General features: G+C 67.0%; 22 protein-coding genes. 12 read left to right on the top strand and 10 right to left on the bottom strand.

The features are described 5' to 3' along the window. The first annotated feature begins 44 nt into the window (after window positions 1–44). From ACQR0U_RS28030 to ACQR0U_RS28020, 3 genes are all read left to right on the top strand, one after another. On the top strand, window positions 45–1,637 hold the full coding sequence (locus tag ACQR0U_RS28030) for an MBL fold metallo-hydrolase (RefSeq protein WP_434844034.1): 1,593 nt from the start codon (window positions 45–47) through the stop codon (window positions 1,635–1,637). 256 nt (window positions 1,638–1,893) lie between these two features. Beyond that, a complete protein-coding gene (locus tag ACQR0U_RS28025; RefSeq protein WP_434872341.1) occupies window positions 1,894–4,011 on the top strand; it encodes an OmpA family protein in 2,118 nt (705 codons plus the stop codon). Window positions 4,012–4,023: 12 nt separating this feature from the next. Continuing rightward, window positions 4,024–5,757 (top strand): cell envelope biogenesis protein TolA, encoded by a 1,734-nt coding sequence (locus ACQR0U_RS28020; protein WP_434844032.1) that lies wholly within the window; start codon window positions 4,024–4,026, stop codon window positions 5,755–5,757. Between the two features lie 195 nt (window positions 5,758–5,952). Here ACQR0U_RS28020 and ACQR0U_RS28015 read toward each other — a convergent pair whose 3' ends face one another. Both ACQR0U_RS28015 and ACQR0U_RS28010 read right to left on the bottom strand, forming a co-directional pair. Further along, the gene (locus tag ACQR0U_RS28015; RefSeq protein WP_315716131.1) at window positions 5,953–7,536 is read right to left on the bottom strand and encodes an MDR family MFS transporter; all 1,584 of its coding nucleotides are present in this window, start codon (window positions 7,534–7,536) and stop codon (window positions 5,953–5,955) included. A gap of 168 nt (window positions 7,537–7,704) precedes the next feature. Further along, complete coding sequence (locus ACQR0U_RS28010; protein WP_315716130.1) at window positions 7,705–8,217, bottom strand: YcgN family cysteine cluster protein; 513 nt, start codon at window positions 8,215–8,217, stop codon at window positions 7,705–7,707. A 342-nt stretch (window positions 8,218–8,559) separates the two neighbouring features. On the opposite strand from ACQR0U_RS28010, the gene ACQR0U_RS28005 reads away from it, so the two are divergent. The 5 genes from ACQR0U_RS28005 (at window position 8,560) to ACQR0U_RS27985 (ending at window position 14,238) form a co-directional block, all read left to right on the top strand. Then, a complete protein-coding gene (locus ACQR0U_RS28005; protein ID WP_434872340.1) occupies window positions 8,560–10,839 on the top strand; it encodes a transglycosylase domain-containing protein in 2,280 nt (759 codons plus the stop codon). Between the two features lie 14 nt (window positions 10,840–10,853). Next, on the top strand, window positions 10,854–11,435 hold the full coding sequence (locus ACQR0U_RS28000) for a DUF1214 domain-containing protein (protein WP_434844031.1): 582 nt from the start codon (window positions 10,854–10,856) through the stop codon (window positions 11,433–11,435). Then, complete coding sequence (locus tag ACQR0U_RS27995; RefSeq protein WP_315716127.1) at window positions 11,432–12,016, top strand: DUF1254 domain-containing protein; 585 nt, start codon at window positions 11,432–11,434, stop codon at window positions 12,014–12,016. The genes ACQR0U_RS28000 and ACQR0U_RS27995 overlap by 4 nt, the downstream gene beginning before the upstream one ends. A gap of 119 nt (window positions 12,017–12,135) precedes the next feature. Continuing rightward, the gene (locus ACQR0U_RS27990) at window positions 12,136–12,639 is read left to right on the top strand and encodes a CYTH domain-containing protein (protein WP_434872339.1); all 504 of its coding nucleotides are present in this window, start codon (window positions 12,136–12,138) and stop codon (window positions 12,637–12,639) included. Window positions 12,640–12,747: 108 nt separating this feature from the next. Then, a complete protein-coding gene (locus ACQR0U_RS27985; RefSeq protein WP_315753069.1) occupies window positions 12,748–14,238 on the top strand; it encodes an acetyl-CoA hydrolase/transferase family protein in 1,491 nt (496 codons plus the stop codon). Here the strand turns inward: ACQR0U_RS27985 and ACQR0U_RS27980 are convergent. Continuing rightward, window positions 14,225–15,073 (bottom strand): MBL fold metallo-hydrolase, encoded by an 849-nt coding sequence (locus ACQR0U_RS27980; RefSeq protein ID WP_315716124.1) that lies wholly within the window; start codon window positions 15,071–15,073, stop codon window positions 14,225–14,227. The genes ACQR0U_RS27985 and ACQR0U_RS27980 overlap by 14 nt on opposite strands. Window positions 15,074–15,170: 97 nt before the next feature. Here ACQR0U_RS27980 and ACQR0U_RS27975 point away from each other — a divergent pair, with 97 nt between their 5' ends. Then, entirely contained in the window at window positions 15,171–16,070 is a 900-nt protein-coding gene (locus tag ACQR0U_RS27975; RefSeq protein ID WP_315753070.1) for a LysR family transcriptional regulator, read from the top strand. On the opposite strand, the gene ACQR0U_RS27970 is transcribed toward ACQR0U_RS27975, so the two are convergent. Both ACQR0U_RS27970 and ACQR0U_RS27965 read right to left on the bottom strand, forming a co-directional pair. Next, window positions 16,067–16,828, bottom strand: coding sequence for a hypothetical protein (locus tag ACQR0U_RS27970; RefSeq protein WP_315716122.1), 762 nt, complete (start codon window positions 16,826–16,828; stop codon window positions 16,067–16,069). The two genes, ACQR0U_RS27975 and ACQR0U_RS27970, sit on opposite strands and share 4 nt — an antisense overlap. A 19-nt stretch (window positions 16,829–16,847) precedes the next feature. Continuing rightward, a complete protein-coding gene (locus ACQR0U_RS27965) occupies window positions 16,848–17,036 on the bottom strand; it encodes a hypothetical protein (RefSeq protein WP_315716121.1) in 189 nt (62 codons plus the stop codon). Between the two features lie 398 nt (window positions 17,037–17,434). Here ACQR0U_RS27965 and ACQR0U_RS27960 point away from each other — a divergent pair, with 398 nt between their 5' ends. After that, complete coding sequence (locus ACQR0U_RS27960; protein ID WP_315753071.1) at window positions 17,435–18,388, top strand: DUF2336 domain-containing protein; 954 nt, start codon at window positions 17,435–17,437, stop codon at window positions 18,386–18,388. A gap of 32 nt (window positions 18,389–18,420) precedes the next feature. Here ACQR0U_RS27960 and ACQR0U_RS27955 read toward each other — a convergent pair whose 3' ends face one another. The 3 genes from ACQR0U_RS27955 to ACQR0U_RS27945 are packed head-to-tail and all read right to left on the bottom strand — an operon-like array spanning window position 18,421 to window position 21,264. Continuing rightward, a complete protein-coding gene (locus ACQR0U_RS27955; protein WP_315716119.1) occupies window positions 18,421–18,771 on the bottom strand; it encodes a DUF1491 family protein in 351 nt (116 codons plus the stop codon). Between the two features lie 50 nt (window positions 18,772–18,821). Beyond that, the gene (locus ACQR0U_RS27950; RefSeq protein ID WP_316171147.1) at window positions 18,822–19,508 is read right to left on the bottom strand and encodes a peptidoglycan-binding domain-containing protein; all 687 of its coding nucleotides are present in this window, start codon (window positions 19,506–19,508) and stop codon (window positions 18,822–18,824) included. Beyond that, window positions 19,501–21,264, bottom strand: a complete 1,764-nt coding sequence (locus tag ACQR0U_RS27945; protein WP_315753073.1) for a PAS domain-containing sensor histidine kinase — start codon at window positions 21,262–21,264, stop codon at window positions 19,501–19,503. The genes ACQR0U_RS27950 and ACQR0U_RS27945 overlap by 8 nt, the downstream gene beginning before the upstream one ends. A gap of 451 nt (window positions 21,265–21,715) precedes the next feature. On the opposite strand from ACQR0U_RS27945, the gene ACQR0U_RS27940 reads away from it, so the two are divergent. Then, window positions 21,716–22,177 carry a DUF5330 domain-containing protein gene (locus ACQR0U_RS27940; protein WP_315716116.1) on the top strand — a complete coding sequence of 154 codons (462 nt, stop codon included), beginning with the start codon at window positions 21,716–21,718 and terminating at the stop codon, window positions 22,175–22,177. Between the two features lie 74 nt (window positions 22,178–22,251). Further along, window positions 22,252–22,677 (top strand): SufE family protein, encoded by a 426-nt coding sequence (locus tag ACQR0U_RS27935; RefSeq protein WP_315753075.1) that lies wholly within the window; start codon window positions 22,252–22,254, stop codon window positions 22,675–22,677. Between the two features lie 9 nt (window positions 22,678–22,686). Here the strand turns inward: ACQR0U_RS27935 and ACQR0U_RS27930 are convergent, their stop codons facing one another. Next, on the bottom strand, window positions 22,687–23,103 hold the full coding sequence (locus ACQR0U_RS27930) for a MucR family transcriptional regulator (RefSeq protein WP_315716114.1): 417 nt from the start codon (window positions 23,101–23,103) through the stop codon (window positions 22,687–22,689). Window positions 23,104–23,333: 230 nt separating this feature from the next. Continuing rightward, window positions 23,334–24,254: a hypothetical protein gene (locus ACQR0U_RS27925; RefSeq protein WP_434842023.1), complete on the bottom strand. Its 921-nt coding sequence runs from the start codon at window positions 24,252–24,254 to the stop codon at window positions 23,334–23,336. Between the last annotated feature and the right edge of the window lie 421 nt (window positions 24,255–24,675).

Raw genomic sequence — 24,675 nt, 5'->3', positions numbered from 1 at the left:
AACCGTCATCGAGCATCGATCCATCGTCCTCGGGAGACCACCGCATGAGTGTGACCGTTCGCTTCTGCGGTGCCGCGCATACCGTAACCGGGTCCTGCTATCTGGTGCGGAGCGGCAAGAGCCAGTTCCTGATCGATTGCGGCCTGTTCCAGGGCCAGAAGACGCTGAAGGAGCTCAACTACGGCGACTTCCCATTCCGTCCCGCCGACATCGACGCCGTGCTGCTGACGCATGCGCATATCGACCATAGCGGCCTGCTGCCGAAGCTGGTGCGCATGGGCTTCGACGGCAAGATCTTCGCCACGCGCGGCACCATCGATCTCTGCTCATGGATGCTGCCCGATGCCGGCAACATCCAGGAGCAGGAGGTGCTGGCGCTGAACCGCCGCAACATCGCGCGCGGCCGCGGCGAGGTCAGCCCGATTTACACCCAGGCCGACGCCATCACGGCGCTGCAATACTTCCAAGCCGTCCCCTACGAGACCTGGACCGAGATCATTCCAGGCGTTCGCGCCCGCTACTGGAATGCCGGCCATCTGCTGGGCTCCGCCTCGATCGAGATCGAATTCGCAGGACAAGGCGCCGATGGCGGACCGCTGCGGCTGCTTGCCTCCGGCGATGTCGGGCCCGACGCCAAGCTCTTGCAGCCCGATCCGAAAGCGCCGGAGGGATTCGACTACGTGATCTCGGAGGCGACCTATGGCGACCGGATTCGCGAGCCGACCACGCCGGAGCTGCGCCGCGGCCGTCTGGCCGGCGAGGTGCGCGACGCGGCGGCGGCCAAGGGCGCGCTATTGATCCCGGCCTTCGCGGTCGAGCGGACGCAGGAGCTGATCGTCGATCTGGTCGGCCTGATGGAGCGCGGCGAGATTCCGGCCGCGCCGGTGTTCCTGGACTCGCCGCTGGCGATCCACGCCACCGAGGTGTTTCGCGCGCACACCGAGAGCCTCGACGGCGGCAGCGATGTCGGCCGCCTGTTGTCGTCGCCGCATCTGCGCTTCACCGAGACGGTCGATGAAAGCAAGGCGATCGCCAAGCTGACCGGATTTCACATCGTCATCGCCGCCAGCGGCATGTGCGATGCCGGTCGCATCCGCCATCATCTCAAGCGCTGGCTGTGGAACAACCGCGCCACCGTGCTGCTGGTCGGCTATCAGGCGAACGGCACGCTGGGGCGCTTCCTGCAGGACGGCGTCAAGGCGGTGCGCATCCAGGGCGAGGAGATCAAGGTCGCGGCACGCATCCGCATGATCGACGACTATTCCGGCCACGCCGACGGCGCCGAGATCGCCCGCTGGATCGCGGCCCGCCGCCCGATCGCGCGCGGCCTTTTTCTGTCCCACGGCGAGGATGCCGCGATCGCGGCGCTGGCAGCGCGCGTCGCCGAGCGCATCGTGCCGACCGCGAAAGTGTTCTCCCCCCTGCTCGACGACGTCTACGAGCTGACGAGCGCGGTGCCGACGCCGCTCGACGTCGCGCGCCGGCGGCGGCTGGCGCCGGAGGCGGTCACCCGGCTGGACTGGCACAACGACATGTCGGGCCTGCTGCTCGACATCCACGAGCGGATCGAGCAAGCCGCCGACGATCGTGCCCGCGGCGTCATCATCCGCCGCCTGCGCCGGGCGCTGGAAGAGTGATGCGAGCGGCGTAGCCGCGAAGGCCGCGCCTGCGATGTTCGTCGTCGAACGGTCACACTTTGATCGCACCTTGAGGACCATCAGGTGCGGTGCGAAGCTCGCAGACGGCGACGCTCTCGCAGCTTGTGCATATTGAAACACACAACGTGCCGACGGCTGGTCTCCGAGAGCTGTTCTGATAGGCTCGACACGTGGTTCATGACAACGGAACGATCCGGGTGAACCGGGCGCAGGTGGGGAAACGAGGGGCTCTCACATGCATCAACCATCGAAATGGTGGGCGGGACTGATCGCTGTTGCCGTGCTCTGGCTCGCGGCCGTGAGCTTCAAGACGGCTGATGTCGAGGACGACATTGCGCCGCGGGCACGCGCCGCCGTCGCGGCCGCCGTCCCCGACACAGCCGCGGCCCTCAAGGTCACGGTCGCGGGCCGCGACGTTCGCATCGCAGGGCCGGAGTTCAGTCCCGATCAGTCGACGAAACTGGAGGACGCCGCATCGGTCAGCGGCGTCCGGCTCGTCGAGGGCACCTACGACAAGCTGCCGACACCGAAGCCCTATGCCTTCCGCGCCACGCGAAACGGCGGCCAGCTCGTGCTCGAAGGCGCGGTGCCGACGCCCGCCGTTCGGAATGCCGTGCTCAATGCCGTCCGTTCGTCCGGTGGTGAAGTGGTCGATCGCCTCTCCTATGCGCTGGGAGCTCCGGCCGACTTCGCGGCCATCGCGAGCCATGGATCGGTCCAGGCCGCCAAGCTCAATGGCGGCACGTTCGCGCTCGCGGACAAGGCTTATTCGATCGCAGGTGCCGCCGCCTCATCGGACGTCTATGAGGCTGCCGTCGCGGCGACGCGGCAGCTGCCGGGCGGCGCCGTGCTCGACAAGGTGGCGATCCTGCCGCCGGAGGCAAAGCCGTTCATCTGGAGCGCGGTTCGCGAGGACAACACGCTGGTGATGTCCGGCGTCGTTCCGAATGACGATATCAGGCGCGCGCTCGAGGCCGCCGCGATCAAGGCCTGGCCCGGCGCGTCGGTGATGCATCACATGCAGATCGCGCGTGGCGCGCCTGCTGGCGATTTTGGCGCCTACACGTCCTATGCGCTGGCGGAGCTTACCAGGCTGAGCACGGGCCGCGTCGTCATCTCCGACGCCACCTACGCGATTTCGGGCGAGGCCCCCTCCACCGCCGCCTACGATGAAACGATGGCCGGGATCGGCAAGCTGCCGACCGGGCTGAGCTTGGCGAAAGCCGAGATTCTGCCGCCGGAAATCAAGCCCTATCGCTGGTCGGCGGAGTTCGACGGCACCAGCTTGAGCCTCACAGGTCTCGCGCCGAGCGGAGCGGCCCGCGATGCGATGCTGGGCTCCGCCAGTGGACAGTTCGACGGCAAGCCGATCAAGAGCCAGATCGGCATCGCCCGCGGCGCCCCGGATGGCGACCTTGCCAAAGCGAGCGCGAGCCTGCTGCAGCAGCTCGCCAGGCTGTCGCAGGGGCGCGCCGAGATCAACGACACCCAGGTGTCGCTCAGGGGCGTCGGACTCGCCAACGTCACCGGCGCAGCCGTGCGCGAGCAACTGGCCGGCGCCCTGCCCGCGCCGTTCGCGCTCGCGTCCATCGACGTCCGCGACGGCCCGGTCTCGCCTTACGCGTTCGGACTGCAGAAGCAGGACGGCCGTGTCATGCTGAGCGGCTACGTGCCTGATGACGCCGCCCGCCGCGATCTCGTCGAGGCCGCCACAACGACCTTCATCACCGAGACGGTCGAGGACGGTCTGAAGATCGGCGACGGTGCGCCAAAGGATTACGTGCAGTCGCTGAAGGCGACGTTCCCGGCGCTGGCGCGGCTGTGGTCCGGCGCGCTGACGGCGAAGGACGCGGCGATCACGGTCGACGGGCTTGCCATCTACGACAAGTCGGCCGAGCAGGTCCGCAAGGAGCTCGCCGAGGCGGTCGGCAGCGGCTTCAAGCTCGACGACGTCAAGATCGGCGTCAAGCCGGAAAGCCCGCCACTCGCGGTCGCGGAGTGCCAGCCGGCGTTCAACGGGCTGCTCGCCAAGGGCCGCATCCGCTTCAGCACCGGCAGCGCCGAGCTGAGCCGCGCCTCGCTGGCGCTGCTCGATCACCTGGCCGAGGTTGCGCAGCGCTGCAAGGATGCCGAGATCGCGATCGAAGGCCACACCGACAATGTCGGCGACGAAGCTGACAACATGGACCTCTCCAAGCGCCGGGCGGCGGCGGTGGTCGGCTACATCGGCGACGCCGGCATCGACACCACGCGCATGACCTCGGAGGGCTACGGCCAGACCAAGCCGGTCGTCTCCAACGACACGGCCGAAGGCCGCGCGCAGAACCGCCGCATCGAATTCGTCGTCAAGTGAGGCGCTGACATCATGATGTACGACCTTGCGACATTTCCGTTCTGGATCATCCTCGCCGTCGGCATCGGCGGCTTTGTCGGCTGGCGCACCTGGTCGGACGAGCCGCGGCCGGACTGGCTGAGAAGCTGGCTGCTGCCGGCGACGCTCGCCCTCGTCATCGGGATCCTGATGGCGCTGCTGACAGTGCTGCCCGGACGTGCCGGCCTGTGGCTCGAGGTCGGCCTGCTGATGGTCGGCGCCTATGTTCTCGGCTGCCTGATCGGCGGACAGCTCAAGGAATATGTCGGGCTGGGTGACACCAGTGCGATGTCGCCGGGCGGTCCTGGAAACAGCGTCGCGTTCGCCGGCGCAACCGCGGCGGCTCGTCCTTGGGCGGACAGCCCGTCCCCGGCTTCGCAGGCCGCAGCCAGCGTCGAGGCCGATCGCCTTGCCACTGAAGCTGCCGCAAACGCTGAAGCCGAACGTGTTGCGGCCGAAGCCGCTGCAAGGGCGGAGGCCGAGCGTCTAGCCGCCGAAACGGCCGCAAAGGCCGAGGCTGAGCGGCTCGCCGCGGAAGCCGCGGCAAGGGCCGAGGCTGATCGCCTGGCGGCTGAAGCCGCAGCGAAGGCCGAAGCCGAACGTCTCGCTGCCGAGGCGGCGGCAAAGGCCGAGGCCGAGCGCCTTGCTGCGGAGGCCGCCGCGAAAGCAGAGGCCGATCGCCTTGCTGCGGAAGCAGCCGCGAAAGCAGAGGCCGATCGCGTTGCGGCAGAAGCGGCTGAAAAGGCCGAAGCCGAACGCTTGGCCGCCGAAGCAGCGGCGAAAGCCGAAGCAGACCGTCTTGCGGCAGAGGCCGTTGCGAAAGCCGAGGCGGAAGCCCAGCGTCTCGCGGCCGAAGCGACCGCCAAGGCCGAGGCCGATCGCCTGGCCGCCGAAGCGGCCGCACGCGCGGAAACCGATCGCCTTGCCGCCGACGCCGACGCGGAACGGCTTGCCGCCGAGGTCGCCGCATCATCGGCCCCGGAGAGCCCGGCCTCGGCCGACGACAGACCGCCGGCCCTGTCCGCCCCCGAGGGCGCCGCTGACGATCTCAAGCTGATCAAGGGCATCGGACCCAAGAACGAGCGCGTCCTCAATGACATCGGCGTGCATCATTTCAGCCAGATCGCGGCGTGGTCGCCTGACCATGCGAGCTGGGTCGGCCATCACATGGTCTTTCCCGGCCGGATCGAGCGCGAGCACTGGATCGCGCAGGCCAAGCTGCTCGCGGCCGGCCTCGACACCGCGCATTCCAGCGCGGTGAAGTCCGGCGCGATCACCATCGACGAACACGCCGACGCGCCGCTGAGCGAGGACGAGGCGAGCTACCTCCTGGCCCACCTGCCGGCGCTGATGCCGCCCGTCGAGAACGAGGACGTCCATGGCGGCGCCCGCCCGCTCGGGCTCGTCGCGCCGCGCGGCGGCCAGGCCGACGATCTCAAGCTGATCAAGGGCATCGGCAAGCAGAACGAGGCGCGGCTGCACGGCCTCGGCATCTGGCATTTCGCGCAGATCGCGGCCTGGACCGCCGAGCACGCCAAATGGGTCGGCTCGTATCTGGCGTTCGCAGGACGGATCGAGCGCGAGCAATGGGTCGCGCAGGCCAAGGAGCTCGCAAGCGGCGGGACCACGGAATTCGCCCGCCGCGTCGAGGCTGGTCTGGTCAAGTCATCCGCCGACGACGGCTCCCGCGGGCAGGACAACGTCGAGATCGTGCAACCACGCGAGTAGCGGCGCCAACTAAAGCATGATCCGGAAAAGTGGAAACCGGTTTTCCGAAAAGATCATGCTCAAACAAAGAGATGAGATCATGATGCGATTCCATGGAATCGCATCATGACCTCAACGAATCGTCGGGTGTGCAAAGGCGCCGACTTGCCCTCTCGTCACGCGCGGTGGTGATGGCGCCGTGCCCACCCTGCTTTCCTACTCGGCGAGCTCGACCGCCTCGCTGCGTGACGGGCCGGCCAGCGGCCGTTCCTCCATCAGCATCATGCAGACCGAGGCGCAGGCCAGCATCGCGGTGGCCGCGGCATAGACGAAGCGGAAGGCATGGATCATGTCGGCTTCCGCGATGCCGCTGACCGCGCCATGGGCGCCCTCGGCCAGCGAAATGTCGGCGCCCAGCGCCATCAGCAGGATGGCGCTGAAGGCCGCGACCGTGAACGAGGACATCATCGAGCGGAAGAAGTTCATCGCGCCGGTGATGGTGCCGATCTGGGAGCGATCCACCGCGTTCTGCAGCGACACCACCGAGATCGGGAACGCGGTGCCGAGCCCGATCCCGTAGATCGACAGCAGCACCATCAGCCCCCACAGCGACGGCGTCGTCACCGTCATGACCGCGGCGGCAATGGTGCCGATGATCGTGCCCACGATGGCGACGCGCTTGTAGTGCTTGACCCGGGCCATGGTGCGGCCGGCAACCGCGGCGCCGAGGGTCGAGATCGCCGCGATCGGAATCAGGCCGAGGCCGGCCTGGCTCGGGGTCAAATGATAGACCAGCTCGTAATAGAGCGGCAGATGGACCGTGAGCCCGATCAGGGCACCGAGTGCGCAGCCGCTCGCCAGCATGCCGTAGGGCACAACCGTGCCGCCCATCAGCGACAGCGGCAGGAACGGCTCATCGGCCCGCTTGGCGTGCCAGACGAAGGCCAAGCCCAGCGCCACCGCACTGCCGATCATCGCCAGCAGCGTCGGCGACAGCCAGGCCAGCTTGTGGCCACCCCAGGTCAGCACGAGCATGAACACGACGGCCGAGGCCATCAGCAGCAGGCCGCCGGCCCAGTCGACCTTGCGCAGCCGGTGGTAGACCGGCAGCCGGCCCATCTTGGGCAGCAGCAATGCGAGCGCCGCGATCGCGAGCGGGACATTGATCCAGAAGATCATCGACCAGTGCAGATGGTCGGCGAAGAATCCGCCGATCACCGGCCCGAGCAGGCCGGCGAGCAGCCAGACCCCGCTGAAATAGGCCTGGTACTGGCCGCGCTCGCGCGGGCTGACGACGTCGGAGATCACGGTCTGGACCACCGGCATGATGCCGCCGCCACCCAGCCCTTGCAGGCCGCGGGCGAGGATCAGCACCGGCATGTTCGGCGCCAGCGCGCAGACGACCGAGCCGACCACGAACAGGCTGAGCGCGGTGATGATCATCGAGCGGCGGCCATAGATGTCGCAGAGCGTGCCGAACACCGGCGCCACCGCGGTCGACGCCAGCAGGTAGGCGGTGATCACCCAGGAGAGATTGGTGACGTCCTGAAACTCGCGACCGATGGTCGGCAGCGCGGTCGCCACGATGGTCTGGTCGAGCGCGGCCAGGAACATCGTCAGCAGCAGGCTCATCAGGATGGTGCGCACCTCGGCCTGGGTCAGCGGCACCGGCGGCGCAAGCGACGGCGCATCCTCGATCGCCTGAACCTGCGGCGGAATGGCCGGCAGCTCGGCGGCGATCTCTTCGGGCAGGGATTGGGACGCGGCAGGGTAATGCGTCTGCCGATCAAACTTGTTCATGGGATGAATGCCGTGCCCGGGCGCGACGACGCCGCGCGGATTCGCTGACTGGCGAACTACTTAAGGCATAATTTGCCCGTGCGGCAGCGGGTCGGGTGCATGGGTGCATTCCGACAGCACGGGAACGGTCGCATCATCGTGACTTGCTGCGGGTGCGAGGTGATCGCGCTATTTCGGCCGCCGCTTCAACTTGGCCCGCTTCGGCAGCAGCACCGGCCACTGCACGATGTGGTTCTCGAGCTGGTCGTCCGGAACGTCGTCCTCGGTGCCCTCGACCCGGCCGCGCACCGAGACGCCGGCTTCATGGACCGTCTGAGGATCGCCCGAGATCAGGGGATGCCACCAGTAGAGATCGCGCCCCTCAGCCACGAGGCGGTAGCCGCAGCTCGGTGGCAGCCAGGTCAGCGTGCGGACGTTCTCAGGTGTCAGGCGAACGCAATCCGACACCTGTTCGGAACGATTCGGGTAGTCCTTGCAGGCACATAGCCCGGCATCCAAGAGCTTGCAGGAAATGTGGGTGAAGTAGATGTCGCCGGTATCCTCGTCTTCCAGCTTCTCCAGGCAGCAGCGCCCGCAGCCATCGCAGAGGCTCTCCCATTCGACCTCGGACATCTCTTCCAAGATCTTGGTTTTCCAGAACATTCCCTCCTGGCCCGAGGGACGTTTGAGCGGTGCGGTCATCGGGCGATTCTCAAAGAGGGCGTGAGGTGGTCGCCATCTAGGTGCCCGGCCCCAAGCCGCGCAAGGGGCTTTGCCGATTACGGCGCCACGTTAGCTTTGTGTATCAAATTGTGAGCGGAACCATTGGTTTGTGACCCCCGCTCGGCTAGATAGATGATTGAGTCACTCCGGCGGCGGCGCCGGCAACGCGGCTTGGGGTCAGGTGCTCGGGTTCGGGCGGCTGGCTGTGCAGTGCCATGGGTTTGCCGCAACAATCGCGCAAGACCCTTCGATGGCCCCCAGCCCCACTTGCTGAGTGCTTTCGAAGCCAGCTGACACGCTTTCGAAACGACCAGGGTTCCCGTGCGGCAGATCATTCCAGACGATTGGAAGAAGCGGATCAACAATTTCCGCCTGGATCTCGACGCCCGCTTCGATTCGGCGCTGTTCTCCTCCCTGCGCGGCACCCGCGAGCTGTATGAGCGCTATTCGGCGTTCATGGACCGCTTCTATGTCGGCGGCTGGAAGCGCTGGGTGTTCGTCGAGCCGTTCTCGGAGGCGGCCACGATCGGGCTCGGCGGTTTGGTGCTGATGCTGGCGCTCGCGATCCCCGCCTTCCGGGAAACTGCCGATGAGGACTGGCTGAAGAAGTCCGACCTCGCCGTCACCTTCCTCGACCGCTACGGCAACCCGATCGGCAGCCGCGGCATCAAGCACAACGATTCGATTCCGCTGGAGGACTTCCCGGACAATCTGATCAAGGCGACGCTCGCCACCGAGGACCGCCGCTTCTACGACCATTTCGGCATCGACATTGCCGGCACGGCGCGCGCCCTCGTCACCAACGCCCAGGCCGGCGGCGTCCGCCAGGGCGGCTCCTCGATCAGCCAGCAGCTCGCCAAGAACCTGTTCCTGTCCAACGAGCGCACCATCGAGCGCAAGGTCAACGAGGCGTTCCTGGCGATCTGGCTGGAAACCCGGCTGACCAAGAACGAGATCCTCAAGCTCTATCTCGACCGCGCCTATATGGGCGGCGGCACCTTCGGCGTCGACGGCGCGGCACACTTCTATTTCAACAAGTCGGTGCGCGACATCAACCTCGCCGAAGCCGCGATGCTGGCCGGGTTGTTCAAGGCGCCGACCAAGTTCGCCCCCCACATCAACCTGCCGGCCGCCCGCGCCCGCGCCAACGTCGTGCTCGACAATCTGGTCGATGCCGGGTTCATGACCGAAGGCCAGGTGTTCGGCGCCCGCCGCAACCCGGCCTTCGCGGTCGACCGCCGCGACGAAAGCTCGCCGAACTACTTCCTCGACTACGCCTTCGACGAGATGCGCAAGCTGGTCGACACGTTCCCAAAATCCTACACCGAGCGCGTCTTCGTGGTGCGGACCTCGATCGACATGACCGTGCAGCATGCGGCCGACGAGGCGATCGAGAACCAGTTGCGCCAGTTCGGCCGCGACTATCACGCGACCCAGGCGGCAACCGTCGTCTCCGACCTCGACGGCGGCATCCGCGCCATGGTCGGCGGCCGCGACTATGGTGCCAGCCAGTTCAACCGCGCAGTCGACGCCTACCGGCAGCCGGGATCGTCGTTCAAGCCTTACGTCTACACCACCGCGCTGCTGAACGGCTTCAGGCCGACCTCGATCGTGGTCGACGGCCCGGTCTGCATCGGCAACTGGTGCCCGCAGAATTATGGCCATTCCTATTCCGGCTCGGTGACGCTGACGCAGGCGATCACCCGCTCGATCAACGTCGTCCCGGTCAAGCTGTCGATCGCGCTCGGCGGCAAGGAGGGTCCGAAGGCCGGCCGCGCCAAGATCATCGAGGTCGCGCGGCGCTTCGGGCTCAAGGCGCCGCTGCCCGACACGCCGTCGATGCCGATCGGCTCCGACGAGGTCACGGTGCTGGAGCATGCGGTCGCCTATGCGACCTTCCCGAACAAGGGCAAGGCGGTGACGCCGCATTCCGTGCTGGAGGTCCGCACCGGCGCCGGCGACCTGGTCTGGCGCTGGGACCGTGACGGGCCGAAGCCGAAGCAGGCAATCCCGGCCTCGGTTGCTGCCGACATGGCGGGCATGATGAGCCACGTGGTCAGCGAAGGCACCGCACGCCGCGCCGCACTCGACGGCATTCCGACCGCCGGCAAGACCGGCACCACCAACGCCTATCGGGACGCCTGGTTCGTCGGCTACACCGGCAACTTCACCTGCGCGGTCTGGTACGGCAATGACGACTATTCGCCGACCAACCGTATGACCGGCGGCTCGCTGCCGGCGCAGACGTGGCACGACATCATGGTCGCCGCGCATCAGGGCGTCGAGGTCAAGGAGCTGCCCGGCGTCGGCATGGGCGAAAAGCTGCCGCAGTCGGCGTCCGCCGCGATGGCACAGGCCGGCCAGCCGAAGACGCTGGAGATCAAGCCCGGTCCGCCGCCGATCCTGACCCGCCGCGGCGCCGAGGTGCTGGTTCAGGTCGAGAAGATGCTGGACGATGCGGCGCGCCTCGCCGAGAAGGCCGCGCCTGCCGATCCGCGCAAGCCCGGCAAGCCGGTCTCATCGAGCGCGCTGGCCTTCCCTGAGAACTACGCCGCGGCAACGGCCGACGGCGTCACCACCCCTGCCCTGCGCAAGAACTGACGTCAGCGATCCCCGTGCGGCTGCTCTTCATCACCTTGGTTACGCTCCTGATCGCCACCGGCGTCGGCATCGGCGCGACGTGGATGACGACGACCCGCGGCACCGAGTTCGGTACGCTGACGATCGGCGCCTGGACGGCGCGTCCGAAAACCGGCACGGCCGATGTCGACCCCTATGCGCGCGCGACCATCACCCGCAATGGCGAATTGCCGATCGGCACCGGCGACGGCGTGGCCTTCACCGCCACCACGGACGACAAGAGGAGGCCGCTCGACGGGCGCTGCGACATCCTGGTCAGCGGCGTCACGCCACCCGCCCGCTTCTGGACGCTCACGCTCTACGACCGCAAGGGCCACCTCGTCGCCAACACGCTGCAGCGCTACGGCTTCACCAGCCAGGAGCTGGTACGAGGTGCCGATGGCTCCTTCGAGATTCGTGTCGCCGCGCGCTCGCGCTCCGGCAACTGGCTGCCGACCGGCGGCATCGAGCGCTACGCGCTGATGCTGCGGCTCTACGACACGCCGGTCGGCGTCGCGACCCGCACGCAGCGCGACGCGCCGATGCCGTCGATCACGACAGTAGGTTGCCCATCATGATCCGGCTGCTGTTCACGGTCGTGGTCGGCGTGCTGCTCGGCGGCGTGGTCCATCTCGTCAGCGTGCTGGCGCTGCCGCGGATCTCGACCCAGGACGCCTACTCCCGGCTGACGCCGATGACCAAGCTGAACGCCGTGACGCAGTTGCCATTGGCCGATCCCGGCAATTCACCGATGCCGTTCATGGATCCGGCGTTCGCCATGGCGATCTGCCGCTACGATCTGTCCGACGGACCGCTCAAGCTCACGGTTCCGGTGAGCCAGGCCTATACATCGGTGTCGTTCTACACGCGCAACGAGATCGCCTACTACGCCATCAACGACCGCTCCGCCGGCAAGCGCGTGATCGAGCTCAACCTGATGACCGAGGCGCAGCACGAAGACCTGCCCGAGGACGAGGAGATCACGGCCGCCGACCGGCTGATCATCGATTCGCCGACGACGACCGGGTTGATCGTGCTGAAGGCCCTGGCCGCCGAGCCCGGTCTCATGCCGCAGGCGCAGGCCTCCCTTGCAGCGGCAAGCTGCGGCGTACAGACCGAGGCACCGGCCAAGGCCGAGAAGCCGCGCGGCAAGCGATAAGCCAATACGACGTCCTGGGTGAATTCGACAACACTCTCTTCATCCTTGGTGGCATAGTCGTTGTCGCGCGCCGCTGCTATGATGGATCAGGACGGCGGCGCTTCGCTCAACATCAGGTCATGCCTCTCGAAATCGAACGGAAGTTTCTCGTCAAGTCCGATGCTTGGCGGGATCAGGCGACGCACAGTGAACGCCTTCGCGACGGCCTCGTCGCACGCCAGGACGGCCTCAAGGTCCGCGTTCGCTGCTATGGCAACCGGACGACGCTGTGCGTGAAGAGCGGCCGCCGCGGCCTGACCCGAGATGAATTCGAGTACGATATTCCCGCGGACCACGCCGCGATGCTGTTCGCGCATTGCGACGGACGCATCCTCGAGAAGACGCGTCACTATGTGCCGGCCGAAAGCGGCGTCTGGGAAGTCGACGTCTACCACGACGCGCTCGAATGCGTCGTCATCGCCGAGATCGAGCTGCCGACCGAAACGACCGTCGTGACCCTTCCCGACTGGGTCGGCGACGAGGTCACCGGCGATCCGCGCTACAGCAAGGCCAACATGCTGACGGAGCGCTCGCGGGCGGCGAAAGTCCGGGAGCTGCGGCGCGCGCGCCTTGCAGGGCTGTGATGCACGCACGGGCCGTTGCGGCTTGACCCCTGTCAAATCACCCGTCGAGGGCACACCTTAAACAGCGCGGACTTGGCGGTCTGAACGATCGCGCATGGAGTTTGCACGATGAGTTCATCGCAGGTGATGTCACAGGCGCTGCGCGCCAAGATCATGTCGGCCGACGAGGCGGCCGCGCTGGTCGAGCCCGGCAACCATGTCGGCATGAGCGGCTTCACCGGGTCGGGCTACCCGAAGGCGGTGCCGCTCGCGCTGGCGCGCCGGATCGAAGCCGCGCATGCGCGCGGCGAGCCGTTCCGCGTCGGCGTGTGGACCGGGGCGAGCACCGCGCCCGAGCTCGACGGCGCGCTCGCCCGGGCTGATGGCATCGACCTGCGCCTGCCCTATCAGTCCGATCCAGCGACACGACAGCGCATCAACGCCGGCAGCATCGACTATATCGATCTGCATCTCAGCCATGTCGCACAGTTCGTGTGGTTCGGTTTTCTCGGCCATCTCGACGTCGCCGTGATCGAATGCGCCGGCATCCTGCCAGACGGGCGGCTGATCCCCTCGACCTCGATCGGCAACAACAAGACCTGGCTCGATCTGGCTGACCGCGTCATCATCGAAGTCAATTCGTGGATGAACCCGGCGCTGCTCGGCATGCACGACGTCTATTACGGCACCCGCCTGCCACCGCATCGCAAGCCGATCCCGATCCTGGCGCCCGGCGACCGCATCGGCGAGACCACCTATCGCTGCAATCCGGACAAGGTCATCGCGGTCGTCGAGACCCACGCGCCCGACCGCAACACGAGCTTCGCCGCCCCCGACGACGTCTCCGGCGCGATCGCCGGGCACATCCTGGAGTTCTTCGCGCACGAGGTGAAGCAGGGCCGCCTGCCCCGCAACCTGCTGCCGCTGCAATCGGGCGTCGGCAACGTCGCGAACGCCGTGATGGCCGGGCTCGACGACGGGCCGTTCCCGCATCTCACCGCCTACACCGAGGTGCTGCAGGACGGCATGCTGAACCTGATCCGCTCGGGGCGGATGGATCTCGCCTCCGCGACGGCATTGTCGCTGAGCTCGGAAGCTGCGATCGAATTCAACCGCGAGATCGAGTTCCTGCGCGACCGTATCGTGCTGCGGCCGCAGGAGATCTCCAACCACCCCGAGGTGATCCGCCGGCTCGGCGTCATCGCCATGAACGGCATGATCGAGGCCGACATCTACGGCAACGTCAACTCGACCCACGTGCGCGGCAGCAGCATCATGAACGGCATCGGCGGCTCCGGGGACTTCGCCCGCAACGCCTATCTGTCGATCTTCATGACGCCCTCGACGGCGAAGAATGGGACGATCTCCTGCATCGTGCCGATGGTCACCCATGTCGACCACACCGAGCACGACGTGCAGGTTCTGGTGACCGAGCGCGGCCTCGCCGATCTGCGCGGCCTGTCGCCCAAACAGCGCGCCCGCACCATCATCGATCAGGCGGCGCATCCAAAATTCCGGCCGGCGCTGGCGGATTATTTCGAACGCGCCTGCCGCGATTCGACCGGCAAGCACACGCCGCATCTGCTCGAGGAGGCGTTCCGCCTGCTCAGGCCGGAATGAGCGCTGCGGCCCGATCACCGCAGCGGCACGCCTCGTAGGCGACGGGATCGTGGCTGTTCACGATCGTGACCCGGTCGCCATGGTCGCATTTCAAGCGCCGCAGCCGCTCCTGGTTGGCGACACGCATCGTGCGATCCTGATCGCCCTTGCGCTGGAACAGCCCGAGTAGCAGCGGCATGCGTGGCCGCGCGTCGAGCTGGCCGTGGAAGAAATAGGCATCGCCGGCGTGCAGCAGCCATTTGTCGCCGCGTCGCACGGCGACGCCGCAATGGCCGCGCGTATGGCCCGGCAGAGGAACGATCAGGATGTCGCCGCTGCGATCCACGGCAGCGCGGACACCGCGAAAGCCGAACCAGTCCTCGCCGTCGTCGCCGTAGAACTGCCAGTCGGGACGATGCCGCCATTGGCCGGCGACATAGCGACCGCGCGGCGGCGCCGGCGACCCCTCGACGGCCATCGCATGCTCCCCGCGATGAACGTGCACCTTGGCCTTCGGGAAATCGCCGATGCCGCCGGCGTGGTCCCGGTCGAGATGCGTGAGCAGGATGTGCCTGACGTCGTCGGGCGAGAAGCCCAATGCCTTTACCTGCTGCAGCGCCGTCTCCGACGCATCGAGAAGCGGCGCAGCCTGCCTCACCCAGCGTGCCCCCAATCGTGCGGGCGCGGCGATGTCACCGGTGCCGATGCCGGTGTCGACGAGGACCAGGCCGTCATCGCTTTCGATCAGCAGGCAGTGGCAGACGAGGCGGGCGCGCGCGAACAGGCCGCCGCTGCCGCTCACCAGCCGACCGCCGCGTGGACACATCGTGCCGGTGTTGAGGTGGTGGACGCGCATCGATCTTCTCCTTCATTGCCGATATCGGGCGCATCCTTGCGGGCCGGGCAGAGATAAGTAAAATATTGATCAGTGATACGCATCATAGGCTGCTCCTATGGATATCCGCGAGCTCCGCTATTTCTCCGCCGTGTTCGAGGAACGCAGCCTGACCAGGGCAGCGGCGCGCTGCTTCGTCTCGCAGCCATCGATTTCGCTGGCGATCGCCAACCTCGAGGCCGAGCTCGGCACCGAGCTGTTCCTCCGCCACCGCAAGGGTGTCGTGCCGCTGGAGGCGGCCGAGCGCCTGCAGCCGATCGCGCGCCGGATCGTCGGCGAAGCCGATGCCGCCCGCAACCTGTTCCGGCACGGCGCGCCGAAGCAGGCGCTCAAGCTCGGGCTCATGCGCACCCTCGACGGCCGGCGCGTGACCGCGCTGCTCAAGCCGCTCACGGCGCGCGAGGATCTCAGGCTTCACATCGTCGGTCCGACCGAGCGGGCCGACGGACGCATCGTCTCAAAAAGCCTGGTCGACGACGGCGAGCATTTCCTGCCGCTGTGGAGCGAGCGCTATGTCGCGGCTTTGCCGCTTGCGCATCCGCTCACGCTGAAGCCGCGCCTGCGCGCGGCCGACCTCGCCGACGTCGCCATGATCGACCGCTGCCATTGCGAGCACAGCGCGCTGGCGCGACGCAGCGGCGGGCCGCGCGAGATCGCCGCCATCGCCGAAACCGAGGATTGGGCCCTGGCGCTGGTCGCTGCCGGCGTCGGCGTCGCGATCGTTCCCGAAGGCGTCGTGCACGGCCGAAGCGACGTTGCGGTCCGCGAGATCGAGATGACGTTGAAGCGCCAGGTCGGCCTCGCCTACTCCGCCGCGCGCGCTCCATCCGAGGCGCTGAAGATCTTGATCGCGACGCTGCGCGCGGCAGCGCCGCAGAAGCTCCGTGCGACAGCAGGGCGGCAAAAGGGAGCACCGGCCAAGCCAGGCCGGCGCCGGAGCAAGATCGCGCCGGGCTAGCCCCGCGTCGTCAGCGGCCGTTCGATCAGGGGCCGCGCGGCGACCGGCGGATTGGCGGTCTGAGCCGCCAGTTCGTGGATCAGGCGATCGGCCTCGGCGGCCATGCCGTCGGGCGCCTGCAGCACCAGGCGCTCCAAGGCCCAGCGGTAGGACGAGACGCGCTGCTCCAGGCTGATCTGCACCCATTGCACGATCAGCGAGTTCTCCTGCATGCGCGCGACGGCATCGGCTTGCTCGCGCGGCGAGAGCTCGGTCATGTATTTCATGCTGGCATCGCGCTTGCGATCGAGATCGATGACGCGGATGGCCGACGCGAAGAACGGCTCGAAGCGGGTGATGTCGTCGCGCACGTCGTCGATCAGCTGGGTGTAGCGCGAGGCGTGCGAGCGGTGCGGCTCGTCGATCAAGGCCCGCCCATAGGCTGTGCGGTCGAACACGACCTTCTGGCGCCACGGCGAGGCCGACGGCTGATAGTCGCCGAACACGCTCTTCCAGGCAGGGCGCGAATGCGGTGGCTCGATCAGCGGATAAGCGAGATCGCGCAGCTGGCGCTCATTGTCTGTCAGTTGGAACTGCGACGGCCTGACGCCGACGCTGGCGGTGGCTTCCGCCCCGATCCATTTGTGCATGTCGTCATTGCGCATGTCGGCGCGGGTGCGGCCGAAATCGCCGCCGCTGCAGGCGCCGAGCAGTCCGCCGACGAGAACGAGTACGAACACCGGCAGCGCGCGCCGGACCGGATTCACGATGGCCGGCATTCCCGTTTCCCCCGACCTGTCAGCGGCGACGGCGACGGCGGCTTGGCGCTGTGCCCTCGCGGGGTCCGCTATCGTCGGTCGTGGTCTCGCGCTCGATCCGAACGACGGGAAGAATCAGGATCGTTCCCATGCCCTCCTGCGGCGCGCCGGTCACGGCAGGCCGCGCGCGACGCGCAACGTCCGCCGGGAATTCAATGATGGTCGCCATGTCCACTCTCTTTCGTGCCCGAAGTTCTTACCCCCTGAAAACTCCCCGTCGCCCGAACTTCGCAGGCAAGAGGGCACGCAGAACTGACGATCACGAATGCCGGCGCATGAAGCTGCACGTTGGCATTCGGCGCGGCGAAGATCAGGCTGGCCGCGTGACGCGGCCAAGGCGAGATCATCGAACGGATCGATTAAGATCAGGACGTGGTTAAGAGGATATTAATGCGCGGGCCGCCCGACACGGATCGCGTGCACCGGCGGGAGAGAAGGCAAGCCAGCGTTGCGCCTTTGTCTCACCGGGTCATTTCGGCCCATCTTCACCGGTTGTTTTCCTTAACGCCGCATTAAAACAACTCCGCTCTAATCGGCGCAACGATTGCCGAAGTTGCGTACCCCGACATGACAAGATCATCGCTGTTCCCCGGCTTCGACGGGTTGCTCACGCTCTCGCGCCGCGAGGGCGTCGACATCAAGCCCACTCTGCTGCGCGTCCTGACCGACCTCTATGTCCAGGCGAGCGCGCATTCCGCCGACGAGGAGCGGCAGTTCGTCGAATTGGCCTCCCGTCTGGTCGACGACGTCGACGATGCGACCCGTGCGGCGGTGCGTGCGCGGCTGGCGATCTATCCGGCGACGCCGATCGAGATCCTGAACAAGCTGGGCTTGCGCCCGGCGCAGAGCGAGCCGACGCCGCCGCTCGCCGGCCCCATTCCCGCATCGCTTCGCTCGTCGCCTCCGATCCCGCCGCGCGACGACGCGGCGTCCGGATTGTCGATGCAGCCGAAGGATGCCGCCGAGCTCAGCGAGATGTTCATGCGCGCCGCCTCGCACGAACGCATCGCCATCCTGCAGAACCTCGCCACCACGCCGCTGAGGCCCGCCGCGCCGACGCCGTTGCACCGCGCGGTGCATGCGATCGAGGCGCTGGAGATGGCCGCGTTCAACGCCGACGTCGAGACGTTCACGATCGAGCTCGGCGAGAGCCTGATCCTGCCCTCACGCATGACCCACGAGGTTGTCAACGATCCCCATGGCGAGCCGCTGGCCTGCGCCGCAAAGGCGCTCGGCATGCCGGCGCCGGTGTTCGAGCGCGTACTGCTGTTCCTCAAGCCCGAGATGGGCCAGTCCGTCCAGACCGTGTTTCGGCTGTCACGCTTCTACGAGCGGCTCAGCGAGCGCGCGGCGCTGATCATGCTGGCGGCCTGGCGCGGCTCCGGGATGGCCGCGATCAGGGCCAAGCACCGCGCGGCGCTCTATGACGACGAACGTCAGCACGTCCGTGGCAGCACGGCGCGGGCCGGCACCGCGACGAGGCCGATCGTGCGCACGGGGACCGATGGCTTCAAGCGCTGACGCGCGATCGCTGTCCCGAATCTTAGCGATGATCAGGGACGCTCGCGCACGAGATCGAGAAAATGACGGCCCTGCCTGTCCTCGGTCTCGATGATCCAGGCGTCGGGATCGAAGCGCAGCTCCTTGACGAGCCGCTCCTCGATCTGCGCTTCCGCGATCGGCTGCGGCGATATCGGTACGAAGAAGCGGTCGATCGGCTGGCTGTCGTCATAGACGGTCTGCGGGGCGGGAACATAGAGCTGGGCCGTGCCATCCATCATCGCGACCTTGACGAAGACCGCGCCGGCTTCCTCCGCGCCACGGTGGCGGATCGCGCTGAACGCGCCGGCCGACTGGCAACGCCGCAGATAGGCGCTCACCCAGATGCTGCTCTTCAATCGCATGATGGTTCGATGCAGGTGCAAGCGCGCTGCACGTCGCAGCCGCCCCTGCTCTATTCGATCGGGTGACCGATGACAATCGCAAGCTCGCGCACCAGGCGGTCCGACACCTGGCCCGTTACCGGTAGCTTGCGCTCGCGCTCGAACTTCTGGATCGCGGCCAGGGTGTCGGAGCCGACCATCCCCGTCGGCTTCAACTGGCCGTAGCCGTATTCGGTCAGCGCACGCTGGACCGCGGCGACACGACGGACATTGCCGCCCTGCTGCGTCGGCTGCGGACGCGGCACGTTGCCCTGACCGCCGCTGACCGAGCGGACGAGATCGGCCAGAGGATCGGCATATTTCTGATCCGGACGCGGCTCGGTGGCGCGCTGCTCGACCGCCCTCTGCTCCGCCGCCCTGGTTTCGGCGGGCCGCGTCTCGATCACCTTCGGATCCAAAGGCGAGATGTCCATCGGCCGGGGCCGCGGCAGCGGATTGGAGCTCGTCAGATGGGGCGGAATGGTCACAATCGACCCGAACATCGGCGCCGGATGCGGTCCCGATTGCAGGAACACGGCATTGACGATGATGGCGCTGCCAGCCGCGCAGGCCAGCAGGCCCGCAAACAGATCCTTCGGGCTGTAGAGCATGGCCCGCAGCAGCCAGCCGCGCCCCTCCGCCACGTCGACGACGGCCGCAGCGGCGCGCTTGCGACGGCGCGGCGGCGCCGGATCATCCTCTGCAGCTCGTCTAGGCACTCTTCTTCACCTGCATGACCTGCCCTGGCTGGGCGGAGCGCGAGGGTGACAGCGGCGTGACGGTGGCGCCCGCAGCGGCCTCGGCCACGAAGTTGATCGGCAGCGCGATCGTGACCGTGGTCCCCTCGTCGATCTTGCTTTCTATCGACATTTCGCCGCCGTGCAAGGTCACGAGGCTCTTGACGATCGAGAGCCCGAGGCCGGTTCCCTCGTGACGGCGCTGGTAGGTCTTGCCGGCCTGGAAGAACGGATCGCCGATGCGCTTGAGATCATCGGCGGCGATGCCGACGCCGGTGTCGGTGATTCGCAGCAGCAGGCGCGCGCCGTCGACGCCAGCCGAGACTGTGACATGGCCGCCGCGCTCGGTGAACTTGATGGCATTGGAGACGAGGTTGAGCACGATCTGCTTGAAGGCGCGCGGATCACCGGTGACCATCGGCAGGTCCTGCGGCACGTCGGCGGACAGATCGACACCGTTCTCGCGCGCCCGCAGCGCCAGCAGGTTGCAGCAATTGATAAGCGCCACTCGCGGCGCAAACGGCTCCGGCGTCAGCTCGAAATTGCCGGACTCCATCTTCGACATGTCGAGGATGCCGTTCACGACCGACAGCAGATGCTGGCCGGAATCATTGATGAGCTGCGCATATTCGCGGCGCCGCGCCGCGTTCAGCACCAGCACCTGCTCCTGCATCAGCATCTCGGAGAAGCCGATGATGGCGTTCAAGGGCGTGCGCAGCTCGTGACTCATGGTGGCGAGGAATCGCGTCTTCGCGGCGTCGGCGCGCTCGGCGGCGCTGCGCGCCAATTCGAGCGCCTGCTCCTGCAGCTTGCGATCGGTGACGTCGCGCATGACCGCGACCACCTCCTGCTCCGACCCGCCCGGCGCCACGCCGATGCGGTCGAGCGGGCGGCAACGCATTTCGACCCAGATGAAATCGACCGGATGATGAAAGCCGCGGCCCTCGCCCGGCGCATCGCGACGCAGGCGGAACTCGACACTCGAGGCTTCGCTGCCGCCCGCCGCTTCCGACAGCGCCGTGAGATAGGCCGGCCGGTCGGCGACATGGACCCGTTCGAACAGGCCGTGGCCGTGCAGCTGCGCGACCGGCGCGCCGAGCAGCGTCTCGGCCGCCGGCGAGATGAACATGACCGCGCCGTTGCGGCGGTGACGGGAGATCACGTCGCTCATATTACGCGCGAGCAGGCGATAGCGCTCCTCCTCCATCGACAGCAGCGTCACGCTGGTGCGCGCGAGCGTGTCGGCGGCAAACGCGAGCACGGCCGCATAGAGCGTGGCTGAGGCGACGCCGAACGCGAGCAGCCCGGTGCGCAAGGCGGGGTTGGTCTCGGGCTTCGGCAGCCAGCCGAATTGACCGATGAGGATCAGCAGCAGCGCGCAGCACAGTGCGAGCCCCGCGGAGAACACGACGACGCGGCGCGAGGCCGAGAATGAGGCTTCCAGGGGGACGACGATCAGCCACACCGCGGCAAAGGATTCGATGCCGCCGGTCTCGATCGACACCGCCATGATCAGCGCCGACAGTGCCAGCGACGACAGCGCGCAGGCGCTCTCGTAGCGGCCGGTGCGCGACAGATACCAGGACAGCAGAATGGGCGCGATCAGCCAGGACAGCGCGCCGACCTCGAGCGCGCTCGGCGCACCGCGCATCGCGAGAAAGGCAGGAAACACGGCGAAGGCGGCGAGGCTGCCCAGCAGGCGCGGCGCGATGAAGGCGCGATGACGCGCGCGCGTCATCGCATCAGTTCGAGCCGATGGATGCAATAACGCATCGAGACAATCGCGGATGATACTCAACACACTCACGGCTCTCGCGCCTCGGCCTGTCGGTGGTTCTCACAAAGAGAACGCGCCGGGACGCCCCCTGTCGTCGGAAGTCACCGTGTCAGACTCGCATTAAGCGAACGCTAAGGGCCAGACTGCGGTGAGCCCGCCATTCGGCCGGGATGGTGAATGCATCGTTTCCGGCCGGGCCTGCGGTTGCGAAAGCGGCGCGATCTACAGCCGGTTGCACGGCGCGTGCGCCCGGCGCCAATGAAAAATTTACTCCGAAAAAAATCCAGCGCCCGACTTCGCGAAATCTCAACCAATTAAGCCCAATGCAAGCAGTCGCGACATAGAACAATCAGCTGCGATCCCGTTGCGCGACTTGAGCACGCGAGATCAGCAGCACGGTCGGGGTTGCGTGATGTTCTTTCTGCTTCGGATGGCATTCTGGCTCGGACTCGTGCTGGTGCTGCTGCCGCGCGAGAAGAGCCCGGACGCCGACAAGCTGCCGCAGATCAATGCGCACGAAGCCGTGCAGGCCGCGACCGCGGCCGTCTCCGACATGAGCCAGTTCTGCAAGCGCCAGCCGCAGGCCTGCGAGGTCGGCGGCCAGGCCGCGACCGTAATCGGCCACCGCGCCCAGGAAGGCGCGCGCAAGATCTACCAGATCATCACCGACAAGTCCGACGCCGCGGAGAAGCCGGCCGGCGCCGACAAGTTCATCGGCCCGGTGAAGCCGGCCAATCTCGACAAGCGCGGCAACGATCACACCGGCTCGATCGACGCCCCCGTGCTCGAGGAGATTCCGCCGGGTGACGCGCCGGCCGATACGCTCTCGGCCGACGATCTCGCCGCCGAATGGCATCTGCCGCCGACGCCCTGAAGCGGCGGAACCGACTGTCGCTTTCGTCCTCCCGAACGCCTATATGAAGGCCGACATCGGGACCGAAGAGCATCATGACGATCGACGACATCCGCGACAATTTCGCCCTGCTCGACGACTGGGACGACCGCTACCGCTACGTGATCGAGCTCGGCCGCACCCTGGCGCCGATGCCCGAGGACGAGCACTCCGCCGCGAACAAGGTGCAGGGCTGCGCCAGCCAGGTCTGGCTGTCGAAGCACGTCGATCACAGCGGCGCCGTGCCCGTGCTGAACTATCTCGGCGACAGCGACGCCCACATCGTTCGTGGTCTGATCGCAATTCTGCTGACGCTGTATTCCGGGCGGACTCCGCAGGAGATCATGACCATCGATGCGCCCGCGGTGTTCGACGAACTCGGGTTCCGCGAGCACCTGACGCCGCAGCGCTCCAACGGTCTGCGCTCGATGGTCGAGCGCATCCGCGCCGACGCCCGCGAGGCGCTCGCCACGGCGTCCTGATCGGTTCGGCTACTTCTCCCGCTCGGGCCGCTGCTGGCCCAGGCCCATCTTCTTGGCGAGCTGCGAGCGGGTGACCGCGTAGTTCGGTGCCACCATCGGATAGTCCGGCGGCAGGTTCCATTTGTCGCGATATTGTTCCGGCGTCATGTTGTACTGCGTGCGCAGATGTCGCCGCAGCGACTTGAAGCGCTTGCCGTCCTCGAGACAGACCAGATAGTCCGGGTGAATCGATTTCTTCACCGGGACCGCTGGCCGCGCCGGCTCCGGCGCGGGCTCGCTTCGTCCCGCTGCGACCCGCGTCAGCGCCGCATGCACCTGGCTGATCAGAGAGGGAATCTCCGCCGCCGGGGTCGGGTTGTTGCTGAGATAGGCCGACACGATGTCGGCCGTCAGATCGATAAAGCTCTTGCCGACCGCTTCGGTCATCGAACCCTCATCCCGCTCCGCCCTGCGACCGTCGATCGCAAAGTATCCCTCGATCGCAAGTATCACTCGCGCCGAGTGGCAGCGTTGTCTCGCGATTCTGCAAGCAATATGGGCAAATGACTGGCAAAATAACAAGATAGTGAGGACTTCTTCTTGAGAAGTCTGTCACCCGCCAAGTACTGCGTACCGTACGCCAGCCGAATTCAACCTGACCGTGTGATCCGGCCGCGTCAGGTCCGGCCTTCGAGATGGGTGCGCAGCTCGTCGATCGACGCAAAGCGCATCATCCCTTCGGGCATCTGCGCCTCGATCGAGCCGTCGGAATAGAGCGAATAGGCCATCCCATCCACCACACCCGACTTGACGATGCTGACGGCCGGCGCGTCCAGGTCCTTCGGCTCAGGCAGCGGCGGGGTTGGCTCGGGTTCGACGAAGGCCGGGGCGGCCCGCGCCAAGCGCCGCGGGAACGGCGGGCGCAGAGGCTCCGGCGTCCGCTCCGGTCGAGACCAGCCGTCCGACGGGCCCGACTCGGTCGCGGCAGGCTCGTCCAGCGGCACGGGCGGCGGTGCGCTGAGGGGCGGTGACCGGAAATCCGTCGGCAACGGCTCGGCGCCGCGCTTCTCCGCGCGCTCCCGTTCCCGCCGCGACGACGACGCAAACAGCAGGTTGCGCTTGGGCCGCTCGGCGGGTTCGGCTGGCGGCTCGTCCGGCGCCGGCAAGGGCTCGGAGGCGCGCAGCGAGCCTGACAAAGGAGACGAGGACAGAGGCGACGACGACAACCCCGAGGACAGGGGAGACGACAGGTCCGGCATGCGGGGACGCGGACGTGGCGAGCCACCCTCGCGCCAGACGTCCTCCGTCGGCGGCACCGGGGCGGTCTCGAAGTCGGTCTTGCTGGCGCCGAGCGGGAGCTGCAGAGGCTTGGCCTCGGACTCGGCGCCCGGACCCGACCTCAACCGGCTCGAAATCACCTTCAGCTCGCTGAGGACGGCCGCCAGTCCGAACAGGATCAGCCCGCTGCAGACGCCAAGGGTCCCCGACAGGATCAGCGTATTGCCGACGCTGAACTCCTTGACCGGAATTCCCCAGGCGATCGCCCCGAGCCCGGCCAACACGGCGAGGGCTCCGGCGGCCAACATTGCACTCATCATCGAACTCATCCCCTAATGCGCCGGTTCCGGACGGTGTCCCGACCGAAATCACATTAGATAGCTGCGGTTGCGCGCGTCCTTGAATCCGGTTTCTAGTCCAAATCCGCGACAATTTGCAGCGGAAGTTCGGCCAATCCTGCTGAAGTTCTCGTCCGCCGTGCAGTCATCGTCATGATGTCGCCACAATATACATCGGCCAACCCTCGGCATTCATTGAGGTTCCTCCCGGGCTCTTCCGGCCCCTGTGGTTCAGCGGGCGTTCATTTGACTGTGCCAATATGGCGCTCAGCAGCCGAAATTCGGGTCCCCGCTGCGCTGCGAGAAGCATACCTTCCCATAATTCCGACACCTCGGAAGCCGGGACGCGCTATACGGAGGCGGGGAACACAGGCCTGAAACGCGGAAGCGGGGTCGCCAGGGG

This window comes from Bradyrhizobium sp. HKCCYLRH3097 (assembly GCF_051167875.1).
GTDB lineage: Bacteria > Pseudomonadota > Alphaproteobacteria > Rhizobiales > Xanthobacteraceae > Bradyrhizobium.
Note: the sequence above shows the minus strand (reverse complement) of the source record. Positions and strands in the feature narration are given on the sequence as shown.

Coding starts and splice junctions, on each gene's coding strand:
- ACQR0U_RS27975 (WP_315753070.1), top strand. CDS start 15,171: ATGGATATCCGCGAGCTCCGCTATTTCTCCGCCGTGTTCGAGGAACGC.
- ACQR0U_RS28015 (WP_315716131.1), bottom strand. CDS start 7,536: ATGAACAAGTTTGATCGGCAGACGCATTACCCTGCCGCGTCCCAATCC.
- ACQR0U_RS27965 (WP_315716121.1), bottom strand. CDS start 17,036: ATGGCGACCATCATTGAATTCCCGGCGGACGTTGCGCGTCGCGCGCGG.
- ACQR0U_RS27990 (WP_434872339.1), top strand. CDS start 12,136: ATGCCTCTCGAAATCGAACGGAAGTTTCTCGTCAAGTCCGATGCTTGG.
- ACQR0U_RS28025 (WP_434872341.1), top strand. CDS start 1,894: ATGCATCAACCATCGAAATGGTGGGCGGGACTGATCGCTGTTGCCGTG.
- ACQR0U_RS27980 (WP_315716124.1), bottom strand. CDS start 15,073: ATGCGCGTCCACCACCTCAACACCGGCACGATGTGTCCACGCGGCGGT.
- ACQR0U_RS27955 (WP_315716119.1), bottom strand. CDS start 18,771: ATGCGATTGAAGAGCAGCATCTGGGTGAGCGCCTATCTGCGGCGTTGC.
- ACQR0U_RS27960 (WP_315753071.1), top strand. CDS start 17,435: ATGACAAGATCATCGCTGTTCCCCGGCTTCGACGGGTTGCTCACGCTC.
- ACQR0U_RS27985 (WP_315753069.1), top strand. CDS start 12,748: ATGAGTTCATCGCAGGTGATGTCACAGGCGCTGCGCGCCAAGATCATG.
- ACQR0U_RS27930 (WP_315716114.1), bottom strand. CDS start 23,103: ATGACCGAAGCGGTCGGCAAGAGCTTTATCGATCTGACGGCCGACATC.
- ACQR0U_RS27940 (WP_315716116.1), top strand. CDS start 21,716: ATGTTCTTTCTGCTTCGGATGGCATTCTGGCTCGGACTCGTGCTGGTG.
- ACQR0U_RS27995 (WP_315716127.1), top strand. CDS start 11,432: ATGATCCGGCTGCTGTTCACGGTCGTGGTCGGCGTGCTGCTCGGCGGC.
- ACQR0U_RS27925 (WP_434842023.1), bottom strand. CDS start 24,254: ATGATGAGTGCAATGTTGGCCGCCGGAGCCCTCGCCGTGTTGGCCGGG.
- ACQR0U_RS27935 (WP_315753075.1), top strand. CDS start 22,252: ATGACGATCGACGACATCCGCGACAATTTCGCCCTGCTCGACGACTGG.
- ACQR0U_RS27945 (WP_315753073.1), bottom strand. CDS start 21,264: ATGACGCGCGCGCGTCATCGCGCCTTCATCGCGCCGCGCCTGCTGGGC.
- ACQR0U_RS27970 (WP_315716122.1), bottom strand. CDS start 16,828: ATGCCGGCCATCGTGAATCCGGTCCGGCGCGCGCTGCCGGTGTTCGTA.
- ACQR0U_RS28020 (WP_434844032.1), top strand. CDS start 4,024: ATGATGTACGACCTTGCGACATTTCCGTTCTGGATCATCCTCGCCGTC.
- ACQR0U_RS28010 (WP_315716130.1), bottom strand. CDS start 8,217: ATGACCGCACCGCTCAAACGTCCCTCGGGCCAGGAGGGAATGTTCTGG.
- ACQR0U_RS28030 (WP_434844034.1), top strand. CDS start 45: ATGAGTGTGACCGTTCGCTTCTGCGGTGCCGCGCATACCGTAACCGGG.